Origin of the sequence: Vibrio sp. 10N.247.311.12 (assembly GCF_041467515.1) — a bacterium.
Taxonomy (GTDB): domain Bacteria; phylum Pseudomonadota; class Gammaproteobacteria; order Enterobacterales; family Vibrionaceae; genus Vibrio; species Vibrio crassostreae_C.
Map to the genome: position 1 here is coordinate 66,193 of NZ_JBFSUV010000006.1, position 14,714 is coordinate 80,906.

Annotated in this window: 11 protein-coding genes; 6 read left to right on the forward strand and 5 right to left on the reverse strand. The window is 46.0% G+C overall.

The features are described 5' to 3' along the window. Nucleotides 1-112: 112 nt before the first annotated feature. Nucleotides 113-2,029, reverse strand: coding sequence for a methyl-accepting chemotaxis protein (locus AB6E30_RS04665; RefSeq protein ID WP_102321291.1), 1,917 nt, complete (start codon nt 2,027-2,029; stop codon nt 113-115). A gap of 455 nt (nt 2,030-2,484) precedes the next feature. On the opposite strand from AB6E30_RS04665, the gene AB6E30_RS04670 reads away from it, so the two are divergent. From AB6E30_RS04670 to AB6E30_RS04695, 6 genes are read left to right on the forward strand one after another with little or no spacing between them, the layout of a single operon-like run. Next, on the forward strand, nt 2,485-3,441 hold the full coding sequence (locus tag AB6E30_RS04670; protein WP_017072421.1) for a MoxR family ATPase: 957 nt from the start codon (nt 2,485-2,487) through the stop codon (nt 3,439-3,441). A 10-nt stretch (nt 3,442-3,451) separates the two neighbouring features. Beyond that, nucleotides 3,452-4,378, forward strand: a complete 927-nt coding sequence (locus tag AB6E30_RS04675; protein WP_017060044.1) for a DUF58 domain-containing protein — start codon at nt 3,452-3,454, stop codon at nt 4,376-4,378. Further along, nucleotides 4,375-4,860, forward strand: coding sequence for a DUF4381 domain-containing protein (locus tag AB6E30_RS04680; RefSeq protein ID WP_017065687.1), 486 nt, complete (start codon nt 4,375-4,377; stop codon nt 4,858-4,860). Before AB6E30_RS04675 ends, AB6E30_RS04680 begins: the two co-directional genes overlap by 4 nt. Next, entirely contained in the window at nt 4,853-5,860 is a 1,008-nt protein-coding gene (locus tag AB6E30_RS04685; RefSeq protein ID WP_372102773.1) for a VWA domain-containing protein, read from the forward strand. Before AB6E30_RS04680 ends, AB6E30_RS04685 begins: the two co-directional genes overlap by 8 nt. Beyond that, a complete protein-coding gene (locus AB6E30_RS04690) occupies nt 5,853-7,775 on the forward strand; it encodes a VWA domain-containing protein (RefSeq protein WP_372102775.1) in 1,923 nt (640 codons plus the stop codon). Before AB6E30_RS04685 ends, AB6E30_RS04690 begins: the two co-directional genes overlap by 8 nt. Nucleotides 7,776-7,777: 2 nt before the next feature. Then, entirely contained in the window at nt 7,778-9,457 is a 1,680-nt protein-coding gene (locus AB6E30_RS04695) for a BatD family protein (protein WP_372102777.1), read from the forward strand. 69 nt (nt 9,458-9,526) lie between these two features. Here the strand turns inward: AB6E30_RS04695 and AB6E30_RS04700 are convergent, their stop codons facing one another. The 4 genes from AB6E30_RS04700 to pstC form a co-directional block, all read right to left on the reverse strand. Further along, a complete protein-coding gene (locus AB6E30_RS04700; protein WP_372102778.1) occupies nt 9,527-11,671 on the reverse strand; it encodes a GGDEF domain-containing protein in 2,145 nt (714 codons plus the stop codon). Nucleotides 11,672-12,007: 336 nt separating this feature from the next. Next, nucleotides 12,008-12,757, reverse strand: a complete 750-nt coding sequence (gene pstB / locus AB6E30_RS04705; protein ID WP_004737715.1) for a phosphate ABC transporter ATP-binding protein PstB — start codon at nt 12,755-12,757, stop codon at nt 12,008-12,010. A gap of 90 nt (nt 12,758-12,847) precedes the next feature. Beyond that, nucleotides 12,848-13,711 carry a phosphate ABC transporter permease PstA gene (pstA, locus tag AB6E30_RS04710; protein WP_017064256.1) on the reverse strand — a complete coding sequence of 288 codons (864 nt, stop codon included), beginning with the start codon at nt 13,709-13,711 and terminating at the stop codon, nt 12,848-12,850. A gap of 15 nt (nt 13,712-13,726) precedes the next feature. After that, a complete protein-coding gene (pstC, locus tag AB6E30_RS04715; protein WP_017064255.1) occupies nt 13,727-14,656 on the reverse strand; it encodes a phosphate ABC transporter permease subunit PstC in 930 nt (309 codons plus the stop codon). Nucleotides 14,657-14,714: the final 58 nt, after the last annotated feature.

Sequence of the window (14,714 nt, forward strand, 5' to 3'; positions counted from 1 at the left end):
AACGTCAGTTAGAAGAAAACAAGCCCGTAAATAAAAAGAGCTGAATTCACGATTAAATGAATCCAGCTCTTAGTTTATGTCTCTTTCTAAGCCATGCTACAGCTTAAAGGGATTAAAGCTTAAACGAACCAACCATCTTATCTAGACGAGAAGAAAGGTCTCGAAGCTCTTGGCTCGCTTCTGCAAGTTGCTCAGCCGTGCCCGTTGTCACTTCGTTGATTGCGTTAATCTCTTCAATGTTCTGGTTGATGGTGTGAACTACGGTTGATTGCTCTTCCGTTGCCGTTGCCACTTGAGTGTTACGGTCTGTGATATCAACGATACGGTCTGAAATACCACTCAGCACGTCTACCGCTTCATCCGACGCCGATACACCTTCAAGGGTAATCACCTTACCCGCACTCATTGCCGTTACTGCATCTTTCGCATCGCTTTGCAGTTGGTTGATCATCTTTTGAATCTCTTCCGTTGAATCTGCGGTACGGCTTGCTAGGTTACGTACTTCATCCGCTACAACCGCAAAACCACGACCTTGCTCACCGGCACGGGCTGCTTCAATCGCTGCGTTTAATGCGAGTAAGTTAGTTTGCTCTGAAATATCACGGATAACACCCAGAATAGAACCGATGTCTTGAGTTGTAGAAGCCAGTTGCTCTACTACCTGACCCGTGCTTTCGATATCTTGCGCCAAACGGCTGATCGCGTCTTTTGCTTTGTTCACCACAGAGCGACCTACTTCCGTATTGCCTGAAGCTTGGGTAGCCGTTTCTGCTGCGGTTGCCGCGTTCGATGCAATCTCGCTGATGGTCATACCCATTTGGTTAATGGCAGCCACCACTTGAAGCGTTTGGTCACGCTGTTCTTGGCTGTTGTCGTGGGTGATGTGGGCTTTGTTAGAGACACTCTCTGCTGCCACTTGAAGCGCTTGGCTTGTCGAACACACCTCTTTCATCGACTCGTGAATTTTTTCAATGAATCCGTTGAAGCCTTTTGAAAGCTGTGCGATTTCATCGTTGCCTTTCACTTCAATACGCTGTGCCAGGTCGCCATCACCTTCGCCAAGGTCGCCGAAACGCTTAGCCAGAAGTTTAATCGGTTGAGTAATGCTGTTCGCCAGAACTACGCCCATTAGGATAAACACTAATGCCACAACCGCAGTCATGATCAGCATCTTTTGTGCAGTCGCATCTAGCTCTGCAAATACTTCATCAGTCGGAACGACACCAATAACAAACCAGTCCATTGACGACACATACAAGCTCGCCACGAACAGCTCTTGGCCTTGGCTTTCAGTGGTAATCAGGTTAAAGCCCGACTTGTTCAGTAGTTGACTTGATTGAGGGCCGTAAAGTTGTTGAAGTGAAGAGTCACTGCGAGAACGCTCACGGTGAATTTGAACATCACCTTGGCTATCGGTTAAGAAGACAAAACCGGTATTTTCAATCTTGAAACCGTTCAGCAGGCTAACCATGTCATCCATCGACTTTGATAGACCAGACATCGCCAAACCAGAAGGCTGCTGATAGTTAGCAAACATCTTCACTTCGCCATTGGCTTCTTGGAACATGCTCACCATGGTCGGCTGTCCAGATTGCGTAAAGCCAAAGAACCAACCATCTTGTTGTTGGTTTAACTGACGTAGGAAACCATTTTGATTCCAGTAGTAAGCCGTTTGACGGTTCGCCACTGATGCATCGTTCAACTGATACTGGTTACGAACATTGTTCAGCTGTTTAACCAGTTTATTTTCTAGTGCCGGATCGCGATCGGTCGATTCGATAGCATCAGAAATAAATTCATTTGAAGCAATTTGCTCCGCCGCTAGCAATAGCTGAGAGACTTCTCGGTCAATTTCACCATTGATTCGCTCTAGCATTCCTGGAAGTTCAATATCGATCAATCGATGACTTAATACATCTCTTGCTTGTTGTTGTGCCATTGCGCCGACAATCACTGTCGATGCAAGAACCGCAAAGGTAATTCCAAGTACAACTTTTTGCTTGATACTCAGAGAGTTAGTTTTAAACATATTTGGACCTTTAAAAAGAATCGCTCGTTATTGGTATACCCTGAACAGGACTTTTTTAGTGCACTCCAACAAGCAATGCACAATCTGAGTGATGTATCGGCCACAACCAATAAAACTAGAGGCTGTTCTCTCAAAAAATTGCAAATGTGATGTAACAATTAGAAACATTCACCTTGGACATGAATTAACTAAGCAAATACCGCATTGTCGAGAGTCGATTTTAGCTCTCAGCCCTTAGATCCACCCGAACTCAAACCACTATCCACCGCCGAGCTTTTGTATATAAAAACCAATTGATATGGTAATAATCACAACCTAACGATGTTTTTAGCTAACCACTTGTAAATCTTTCCAATTTTGAAAAAATAAATTACGCAAATGTACTGGAACTTTTTCCTCGAAATCAGTGACCAATACTCAAAATAAAAATCAAATGGATACCCAGAGAGTCCAAAATGCACAAAACAAATTTCGAAGTCCTTCAAAACTATCTAGAGTCTCAAATCATTGGTCAAAAAGAGCTCGTTAAGCAACTGATGATCGCCCTTTTAGCAGATGGTCATATCCTCGTTGAAGGACCTCCCGGCTTAGCAAAAACTCGTGCAGTAAAATCATTGGCTGACTGTGTTGAGGGTGACTTCCACCGTATTCAATTCACTCCCGATCTGTTGCCAGCTGATTTGACGGGTACCGACATCTTCCGTCCTGAGACTGGGGAGTTCACTTTCCAATCAGGCCCGATTTTCAACTCATTGATTCTAGCGGATGAGATCAACCGTGCTCCGGCGAAAGTTCAAGCGGCAATGCTGGAAGCAATGGCAGAGAAACAAGTAACTGCCGGTCGAAAAACCTATGCGCTGCCTGAGTTGTTCTTGGTAATGGCAACACAGAACCCAATTGAACAAGAAGGGACTTACCCGCTACCGGAAGCTCAGTTAGACCGATTCTTGCTTCACCTAGAGGTTGAATACCCAGATATGGAAAGCGAGCTTGAGATCTTACGACTCAACCGTGGTGAGGCTCAAGGTAACGAATCAGCTCAGCCACAACAGATATCTCAGCAAACGATCTTTGAAGCGCGCCAAGAAGTGCTCAACATTCACATGGCAGACACCATTGAGCAGTACATCATCAGACTGGTTATGGCGACTCGCCAACCTAAGCAATACAGTGACCAACTTGATCAATGGTTAGACATGGGTGTCAGCCCGCGTGCAACCATTGCCCTAGACAGATGTGCCCGCGCTCACGCTTGGCTTGCTGGCCGCGACTATGTTACGCCGCAAGATGTTCAAGCGATGGCATTCCCGGTATTACGTCACCGCCTGCTTCGTAGCTACCACGCACAAGCTGAAGGGGTCACTGCAAACCAAGTGATCGCACACCTTATCTCGTTGGTTGGTAGCGCATAGGGATACGCGCATGAATAATCAATTACCCAACCATAGTGACGGCGTCACGTTAAATCTGGATGAACTGCTGCAATACAAAGCGCAGTCTGTTCGCTGGTTACCTCCAGCCAAGAGCCTGTGGTCGCAACTAAACGGTCAACACGAGAGCAATCGTAAAGGTCGCGGGATGAATTTCTCTGAAGTTCGTCAATATCAAGCGGGAGATGACATTCGCAGCATTGATTGGCGTGTAACAGCCAGAACGGGCAAAGCGCATACCAAACTTTTCTCTGAAGAACGAGAACAGCCTGTCATTTTATTCTTGGATCTATCAAGCAGTATGATTTTCGGCTCAACCTTGTTGCTGAAATCGGTTCAACTTGCACACTTTGCTAGCCAACTGTGCTGGCTTACTGTGGCTCAAAAAGATCGAATTGGCGCGGTGATCGATACTGGCAAAGAGGTCATTGAGATTAAGCCAAGTGCAAGCAACCATGCTCCACTGCGTATTTTGCAAAAAGTCATAGAAATCAATAATACGGCACTGACTAATCACGACAATCATAATGACACGACCTTAGAGCATGGACTGAAATCTCTGCACCAGCTTTGCCCTAAAGGAAGCGATATTATTATGCTCAGTGACTTTGTGCGTTACCAAGAAAGTGACTACTCACTTATCAGTCAAATTCGCCGACACAACAGAGTACGTCTTGTGCATTTCTACGACCCGCTAGAGCAAGGTGAAACCACCTATAAAGGCTCTAAACAGGTCACCGATGGCAGCAAAACTCAATGGTTTAATTTCTCTTCTAATAAAGAAAAGCAAAAGCTTAACCATGCTTTTTCGCTTAAGAAACAGCAGCTGCAACAGATGGGGTTATCTCTCGCGATACCTTATAGCTCGCTGTCGAGTGCGCAGTCACTCATGAGCCAGATATCAGGAGCTCAGTCATGAAACAGCCCTTAGATTTAAGTCCGGTGATTGCGCCAGACGCCCCGACTTGGTGGCCTTTGGCGTGGGGTTGGTGGGCAGTCATTATCACAGCCATTTTCCTGATTGCCTTGGTGTTTTTCATTCTAAAACGTAGAAAAAACAATCAACAGGCGAAACAAGAAGCGCTGTCTTACTTTAGTAATAGTCAGTCCCAAGATGGCTTGTCTCCGAGCAAAGCTCAAGACATCGTTCGTCAAGCAGCACTGAGCTATTTCCCTCGTGAAAAAATTGCAGGTTTGTCTGGTGATGATTGGTTGAAGTTCTTAGATGCGCAATTGGCGAAGCCGTTATTTGTAGCAAAACAATCCCAGTGGCAACAAGCGCTCTATCAAGATGTAGCCCTTATGAATGACGAACAGAAAAAGGCTCAACAACAATTAGTTAATGATTGCGAAACTTGGCTTCGTAAAGCCCTTCCTCCTAAGCGAGGTCGTTATGAGTGATTTTCTAAGCCCTATGTTTCTAAGCGGGGACTTGCTAAACATCGAGTTCGTTTGGTGGTGGATGTTCTTCATCGCGCCACTGCCGTTGCTCGTTTACTTGTTCTCACCAAAGTCAGAATCAAGCAATGCCCTAAGACTTCCATTTCTGCCAGAAGACAGTAATACCAAAACACCGAGCAGTCGCTTACCAAAGGCGTTGTCCGTGATTATCTGGCTTCTGCTGGTTACGGCGAGCGCACGCCCTGTATGGTATGGCGAACCCGTTGAGTTTCAACCGAAGCACCGTGATTTGATGTTGGTTGTCGACCTCTCCTACTCCATGAGCCAAGAGGACATGCAATTCAATGGCGAGTACATCGACCGCTTATCGGCGGTGAAACGCGTATTGAGTGACTTTATTGAGCGACGAAAAGGCGACCGAGTTGGACTGGTGTTATTTGCTGATCACGCCTACTTGCAGACCCCGCTTACGCTAGATAGAGATACGCTTTCACAACAGCTCAATCAAGCGGTGTTAAAGCTGATTGGTACTCAAACAGCGATTGGTGATGGTATTGGTCTTGCCACCAAAACCTTTGTCGATAGCGATGCGCCCCAACGTGTAATGATTCTACTCAGCGACGGCAGTAATACCGCCGGGGTATTAGACCCATTAGAAGCGGCGGATATTGCAAAGAAATACGACGCAACGATTTACACCGTGGGTGTCGGTGCAGGCGAGATGATGGTCAAAGAGTTCTTCATGACGCGCAAAGTCAATACTGCTCAAGACTTGGATGAACGTACACTAATAGAAATTGCCAAACGCACCGGCGGTCAGTACTTCCGAGCGCGTGACAGCAAAGAGTTAGCGACGATTTACGACACCATTAACCAGTTAGAGCCCGTGACGAACGCCACTAAGATCTGGCGACCGCAACAAGAGTGGTTTGTATGGCCACTGTCGGCGGCAATGTTCTTCGCATTTATGCTGTTAGCCATTAGGAGAAAAAATGTCTAACTTTACTTTTATCTACCCATATTGGTTCTTGGCGCTTGCCGTGCTGCCCGCTATTTGGTGGCTGAGCAAGACACAGTCCAAACAAGGATTACTCGCGTCACACATCGCCCGTTACTTGGCGCCAGAATCAAGCAAGCCATCGAAAAATCGCAGTACTTACTTCGGTATTTGGTGGCTGGTCGGCGTTATTGCGTTAGCTGGGCCAAGCTTCGAGAAAAACGAACAACCAAGCTTTGAAAAAACGCAGGCACGAGTTGTGATCATGGACATGTCGATGTCAATGTATGCCACCGATATTAAGCCGAATCGCTTAACTCAAGCGCGATACAAGGCTCTTGATCTGCTTTCATTATGGAAGGAAGGGCTAACAGGCATGGTGGCGTATGCTGGGGATGCTTACACCATTAGCCCGCTAACGTCAGACATCAACACCATCAAAAACCTAGTGCCTAACCTATCGCCAGATATCATGCCTTATCAAGGTGGTGATGCCGCATCAGCCGTTAAGCTTGCGATTGATATGATGACTCGCGCGAAGATCTACCAAGGTGATTTGGTATTGATTGCTGATGACATCGATGACCAAGAGAAGAAGCAGATCGACTCCCTACTCTCTGGCAACGATTGGACATTGTCGATTCTAGCTGTAGGGAGTGAAAACGGTGCGCCAATCTCGTTACCTACGGGGTCGATGCTGCAAAGCGACTCAGGACAAACCGTGGTGGCAAGAACCAACTTGAAGAACATGCGCGAGCTTACACGCAGCTATGGTGGCACGTTCACTGAAGTTCAATTTGATAACTCAGATGTTGAACACATCGCGAGCTACCTCGACCGCGTTGCAACAACATCGGAAGTAACCAAGACCAAGAACTCACTCAACACCAGAGTGAACAACGGTTTCTGGTTACTGCCTTTGCTATTACTTCCGGCACTTGGATTATTCAGGAAAGGGGTTATTTGGTGTGCCTTAGCTGGAGTTATCTCTTTTAGCCAACCAAATACTGCGTTTGCGAACCCGTGGAAAACCAATGATCAAGTAGGCTATCAGCTGTATCAGGACGAGGACTTCCAACAAGCTGCTGAACAGTTCACCCAACAAGAGTGGAAAGGCATTGCTCAATACAAAGCCGGTGATTTCGAAGCCGCAGAGCAGACGCTGCAAGAGCTTTCTAGTGAAGATGCTCGCTACAACCTTGCTAACGCTCAAGCCCAACAAGGTAAGTACGACCAAGCGATCCAAGAGTATCAACGTATTCTTGAAAGCAACCCTGAACATGCTTATGCGAAGAAGAACCTAGAGATTGTCGAACAGGCTCAGAAGCAACAGCAACAGCAACAGCAACAGCAACAGCAACAGCAACAGCAACAGCAAGGCGATTCTGACTCCAAAGACCAGAATGACCAAAATCAGCAAGGTCAGCAAGGTCAGCAAGGTCAGCAAGGTCAGCAAGGTCAGCAAGGTCAGCAAAATGATTCTTCGCAAAGCTCTCAGGATCAACAACAAAGCTCCAGTGGCAAGTCGCAAGATCAAAGCAGTAACCAAGATCAACGCGGTAGCCAAGACCAAAACTCATCTCAAGGCCAACCTGAAAATCACTCTGACTCTGAAAAGTCTAAACAAGACGACAAGCAAGCCACGCAACAAAGTAACAGTGATCAGCCGAAACAGAGTGACCAAGAAGGCGCTACACCTCAAAGTGCTAGCGCACAACAAGCTTCAAAAGAAGATGGTGAGCAAAGTAGTCAGCAAGCTGTAGCACAAACCTCAGATCAACCTCTGTCGAGCGACCCTGACATGCGAAAACTTGAGCAAGTAGAAAGCGCCCGTGACCCGAGCCAACTGCTTAAAGCGCAAATGATTTTACAAGCACGACAAAAAAGTGCTCCTAACAACCAGAACAAAAAGTGGTAACCATGCGATTTTTAAACAAGCCATTTTTATCCGTACTCCTAACATTGTTGTTGGGAGCTTTCTCGTCCTTCTCAGTATTGGCTGCAAACGCCGTGGCGAGCGTTTCACATAACAGTGTCACCAAAGATGAAGTGTTCCTTCTTAGAGTTGCAACCGATGAAAAGGTCTCCTCTGATGCTCTAGATCTAACAGCGCTCCAGCAGGATTTCTATGTTGGCACACCAAACTTTGGGTCGTCGATGCGAATCGTCAATGGCAGCCGTTCGGTATCAAGTGAATGGAACATTAGCCTTGCTCCACTGCGTTTGGGTAAGTTGCAAATCCCGAGTTTTGATATTGAAGGGGCAAAAACCAAGCCTATCACCATCAATGTTGCAATTAACAAAGCCGCTCCAACTCAACATGATATGGCAGAGTTCCAGCTTAATCTCAGCAAGAACTCGCTGTACCCAGAAGAAGTGGCTGAGCTTGATGTAAAACTCATCATCAAAGCTGACCCAAGAAGGCTGCAAGATCCTAAAATAGCGCCACCGAGCTCTTCAGGCTTAGATGTGGAACCTATTGGGGAATCGAAGCAATTTCAAGACGTTCTCAATGGAAAGGAGGTGACGGTAGTTCAACAGTCATTCCGTATCTCGTCACAAAAAGCAGGTCAATTTAAGCTTAACGGACCGAAGCTGACTGGAGCCGTTGTTTACTCAACCAACAACTCAAGCAAAACGCGCCTTTTCCAGCTCGACACGCCCGTTGAAATCTTAGATGTCACCGTAAAGGATGTGCCAAAAGGCTACAAGGGTGAGTGGTTACCAACATCAAACTTCAAATTGATACAGCAATGGTCGGATAGCCAAGGTAACGAATTAACCAGTACCAATGGATTAGAAGGCGACAAGCAAGCCATCGAAATAGAAGCGGGGGATTCTTTAACTCGTACTATTACCATGACGGCGAGTAACTTAACGCAGCACCAACTACCAAAACTGAATATCACCTACCCTAAATCGGTTCGTGTTTATGAAGAAAAACCGCAATTTGGCACAACACAGTCCGGCGATGCGGTGGTGGTGCATAAACAGGTTCTAATCCCAAAAGAGGCAGGAAACATCTCACTTCCGGATGTTTCCCAAGCTTGGTTCAATACTGATGCCCAATCAGAACAAACCAGTAAAGCTCAGGGCCTAGAGCTAACAGTAACAGCAAGTGATCGTGTTGTATCAAGCACACCTCCTGTTGCTAGCGCGCCGCTCCAACAAACAGCACCAACAGTGATTAACGTCGATAGCCCAGGATTCTGGCCTTATCTCACCGCCCTATTTGCAGCTTTGTGGCTAATCAGCTCAGCATTGGCATTCTACTTCTGGTCACGCCGCGGTGTAACGACAAAACCAACACACACTGTTGAACGTCAATCAGATACCGCAGAAGCGCTTATTGAAGCTCTAAGAACGAAAGATGGCGTGATGACCAGAACCTTATTTGAGCAATGGAAATCTGAAAATACAGATCTAAGTGATGAGACGTTACAAACCGTTGAAGCCGAACTCACCAAGCTAAACCAAAGCCTTTATGGTGAAGCCGGTTCACCAGCCCAAACATGGAGCCCTGAGCTGGCAATCAAAACGGTGAAGAAGCCCAAGAGAGTTGCGAGTAAAAAGCATAATAGTTCGCTAGAAAATCTTTAGTCGACGCTGTTCATCAAGAACAGTAAAGCACAAAGGCCGTTGATCATCTTGAGATCAACGGCCTTTATTTTAAGAAAGAGAGGCTGTGACTTTTTTACGTTTTAAGGCAGAAACAATTCGATTTCGCCCCGAGTCTTTGGCTTGATACAAGGCTTTATCTGCCTTGCCATACAACAAATCAAAATCGAACTGATGCTGGTCAGACGTTATCGAGGCATAGCCGACAGATGCGGTTAAATACTGGCTGGTACTGCTTTCACAATGAAGGATCTTTGCCTCTTCAATGCATTTTCTGATCGACTCTGCACGCTGTTTAGTTTCAGAGTGATGAGTGCCGATCATCAACAACATAAACTCCTCTCCGCCAATCCGGCAGAAGGTTTCTTTATCATTGTGAACATGGGCATTCAGTATCTCACCTACCGTCCTCAGAGCCGCATCCCCTTCAGTATGACCATAGACACTGTTGTACAAACCAAAGTGGTCGAGGTCGACAAGAATCAAGCCAAATGTAATTTCGTTCTGTAAGGCAAAGGCACCTTGATCGTCACCGTTCAAGTCTTCTAGAACCTGCGACAACATACGGCGGTTTCCAAGGCGCGTCAGTGGGTCTAGCTTAGAAATGATGTCTAACTGTTCATTGGCTCTTTCAAGCTCTTGAGTGCGCTTACTGACCTCTTGCTCTAGCGTCTCATTGAGCTTTTTGAGCTCCTCTTGCGCCATAGTTCTCTGTAGCACCTCCGCTAAACTCGAAGCGAAGATACGTATCACTTCACGCAGTTGTGAGGTTAAAGGGCTGCGAGTTAACAAGTTATCTGCAGCGATAAACGCAATCGGTTCACCCGTATTGGTGGTGAGCATCGTCATTGCAGTCCAACCGACTCCCACAATATTGAAATCGTGATAGATAGGCACGGACTCTTCAAAGGCGACTTGGTTAGGACAGGCTCGTGCTGCGGCGACAATGTCACGCTCCACCAGCTCTGAGCGATAATAGGATTCATCGACAATATCGCCTTTTATGTCCGTGCCCCACGTACCTTGCATGTAACTGCAATTTTTATCGGTGAGGAAAACAGCCAGTCGGTCGATGCCTAAATGCTGAATCGCAAAGCTCACTGCAGATTTACACACTTCACTGACGGTATCGCAGCGAGACAGCTCCACCATACTCGAGTGCAACATACGTATGTTCTGCTCTTGGCGCTTGCGAATATAGATTTGAGAAAGCAAAGAGCCAAAAGACTCAAGCATCTGCTTTTGATAGTTAGTAATCGGTGAGCGATGAATGTAGTTATCCATGGCGATCCAGCCGACAGGTTTGTCGCCTTCACGCAAGATAAGCATGCCATTCCACCCCTGCCCGACCACCTTACCTTCTGTATACAGGGGCGCATTATCGATGATGACTAGATTAGTATGGTTATCAGACAGCGCTTCAATGTATTCCGCTTCAAGTTGGTGCAAATCGTATTGAGTGTGGTGTTCACTGTTGGTTTTACCCGCTTCGTCAGTGCCATAAGTTCCACTGAAACAACGCTTTTTCATATCAAGCAACATGAAGATCGCACGATCAAACCCTAACCTGTCTCGCACAGCCTCAACCGATGCTTTATACAAAGCATCGAGTGACTCAGGGTTAGAAAGCTCAAGCGCGACCTGATGAACCAGCTTCATGTTCTCTACAAACAGCTCACGTAACTTTATCTCATCTAAGTATTGAGCTTCACGTGTGTCTCTGTGTTTGATTTCTAGCGCCGCGTTCTTTTCGGCACGAATACATTGCCAACGGGCAGCCGCGAGCTGTAACACATCAAGATCTTGGTCAAAGGTTTGATTAACCTTCTCAGCATTGCAATTTTGAACAATTAAATAAGTTCTGGAGGCAGGTGCGTTGTCGAGCATCATGATAAACGACTCCCCACCAAGCACTTTCATGTGTTCCCACTTGCAGGTGTTGATAGCCATTGGCAAAACCCCGTCTGCGGTATCAAACTGTGAGACCCACGGCCAAAATGTAGAGGGGTAGCTCGCCAATGAGGTTAGGTCGCCATAAGAAAAAAGCGGTAATGCGTCGCTCTCCGGCGTCGGTTCAGCAAATATTCCTATCCCTTTTGGAGTAAGTACCTTAACCAGATAGTCAAAAAGAGACTCAGCCAACAGACGATGGTCGCGTGTCGCAGATATTTGTTTTGCAAAGGCTTTAACAGGCACAGCTTCCTTCCATTGGCGATTAAGAATAAAGCAAAAATACAGAAGGCTTGATATGCAATCAATGTAAGTGAAAATGAGATGTTAAGCGGGTCGCAGTTTCACCTTTAACATTATCACAAGCATGAGAAGGACGACAAAAATGGGATTCTCTGCCCAAAATCACATCGACATTGGGGATTTTTTAGACACATAAAAAAGCCCCACCTATAGTGGGGCAAAACTTCCATCGCTTATAGTTATAGTGATAATTCTGTTGTTCTATTCGATTATCTAACCTGCGTTTCAGTTAGTGTGTAAAGGTATCTAATCGCTTAAATACCACACGTAAATCGTCGATTAACCGAAGTCACCGTTTACGTAACCTTTAGTACGATCATCTTTTGGTTCACTGAAAATAACGCTGGTTTCGTTATGCTCTACAAGCTCTCCCATTAGGAAGAAAGCCGTGCGGTCTGAGATACGACGCGCTTGCTGCATTGAGTGCGTTACGATAACGATAGTGAAGTCTTTCTTCAGATCTTCCATCAATTCTTCAATCTTGTGTGTCGCGATTGGGTCTAGAGCCGATGTTGGTTCATCCATCAGGATTACATCTGGTTCCATTGCAATGGTACGTGCAATACATAGACGCTGTTGTTGACCACCAGACAGACCAAATGCATGCGCTTTAAGACGGTCTTTTACTTCATCCCACAGTGCAGCACTGCGTAGCGAGCGCTCAACCACTTCATCGATGTGTTTTTTGTCTTTGATACCTTGAGCACGTAGGCCGTATGCCACGTTCTCGTAGATGCTCATTGGGAACGGGTTTGGCTTTTGGAATACCATGCCTACGCGGATACGTAGGTCAGCGACATCGATATTACCGTAGATGTCAGTGCCATCCATATCCAGCTTACCCTTAATCGTAACGCCTTCAATTAGGTCATTCATGCGGTTCAAACAACGCAATAGTGTTGATTTACCACAGCCAGACGGGCCAATCAGAGCAGTAACCTGGCGAGTTGGAATTGGCAGGTTGATAGATTTAAGCGCTTGGTTGTCGCCGTAAAACAGATCTAGGTTCTCAATATCAAATTTATTCATGTTCGTAATCTCTAAATTCTTAAATTCGTGTCTAACTTGATGCTTTCTTTATCACGGGGGCTCGCTTTATTTATGAGCCAGCTAATGAGCTTAGTAAGTTGCCGTGTTGAAGCGTCTCGCAATCAGTTTTGTAACCATGTTGATCAAGAGAACCAGTACGATTAGGACTGTCGCCGTGCCGTAGGCTTGGTTCCACTCATCGATAGTAAATAGCTCTGTTGTCAGCTTATATAGGTGAACCGTTAGTGTACGGCCAGAATCGAATACCGACTCAGGAACACGTGCCACCATACCTGCTGTTAAAAATACAGGTGCTGATTCGCCAATTACACGACCAATACTAAGAATGACCGAAGTTAAGATACCTGGCATTGCGCTTGGTAAGATCAAACGCCAGATAGTGTAGATTTTTGAAGCGCCAAGGCCGTATGAGCCTTCGCGGTAAGTTTGTGGCACTGCCATCAATGCTTCTTCTGTAGTACGAATGATTACAGGAAGAATCAGGATACTTAGCGTTAGTGCACCCGACAGAATCGAGAAGCCAAGACCAAGAATCGAAACAAAGAAGGTCATACCGAACAGACCAAAGATGATCGATGGGATACCAGCTAACGACTCAGTACAGAATCGAATCACTTTCACCAATCGGCTACCTACTTTCGCATATTCAGTTAAGTATATCGCCGTCATGATGCCCAGTGGCGCGGCTACCGCAATCGATGCGATTACCATGTAGATCGTGGCAATGATCATTGGGAAAATACCACGTTCTTCACCAGTACGAGTGTAATCGTCAGTGATGAAGTTCCAATCTACGTATTGCAGACCGTTCGATAGGATGTACCAAATAATCCAGAATAAGAAACCAACGGTTACAGCTGCAGCTGCCCAGATAAAACCTTTTAGGATGTTATCTTTGGTTTGACGTGCTTGTTTTAGTTTTACGCGATCCATATTACTTATCCTCGCCTACTTCGCTTTTTCACGGTTAAGATAAAGTAGAGCACCATTTAACATCATGATGAACACTAGAAGTACAACACCTGTTGCGTACAGTGCGTTAGCGTGAACGCCACTTGCGTAAGACATTTCAATTGCAATGTTTGCTGTTAGCGTACGAGCAGAGTCCAAAATGCCTTCTGGCATTGCTGGCGCGTTACCCATAACCATGATGATTGCCATCGTTTCGCCAAGTGCGCGGCCGATACCCAAAATCACACCAGTCATAATGCCTGAACGTGCAGCAGGAACGAGTAGCTTAAAAATCGTGTAGATTTTCGAAGCACCCAGTGCAAGTGAACCTTCTTTGTATGTACGAGGTACCGCACGAATCGAAGTTTCAGAAACCGTGATAACGGTAGGAAGAATCATGATACCCAGAACAATGATACCCGCCAGGATAGTGTTACCCGCTGGTACTTGGAAAACGTTTTGAATCATTGGAACGATAATTACTAGACCGAAGAAGCCGTAAACTACCGACGGGATACCCGCTAGAAGCTCAACTGCTGGTCGAATAATATCTGCAAGACGCTTTGGAGCAATCTCAGCAATAAAAATAGCGGTTAATACACCAACTGGCACACCAACAACTACAGCTCCAAGTGTCGAAACAATCGATGCAACAATCATGGTTGCAACACCGAATAGAGCTGGAGGTAACCAGTCAACACCCAGAACGATGCCAGAAACACCGGCCTCTTGGAATGCAGGGATACTCTCTGCAACGATAAAGTAAGCGATAACGGCTAGTGATACGATGCCGATTACAGCACTCGATAAGAACAAGCCGTGGAAGATTCTTTCTCTCCAGTCGATGCGCTTCTTAGCACGTAGACTTGGCTTGTTGATTTGAGTCGCTTCAGTATTCATAAGCTTTTCACTATTTGCGATGGTCATATATAAAATCTCAAACTTTGTGGCTCAATAAGAGCTCGAAATAAACAAAGTTGAAAGA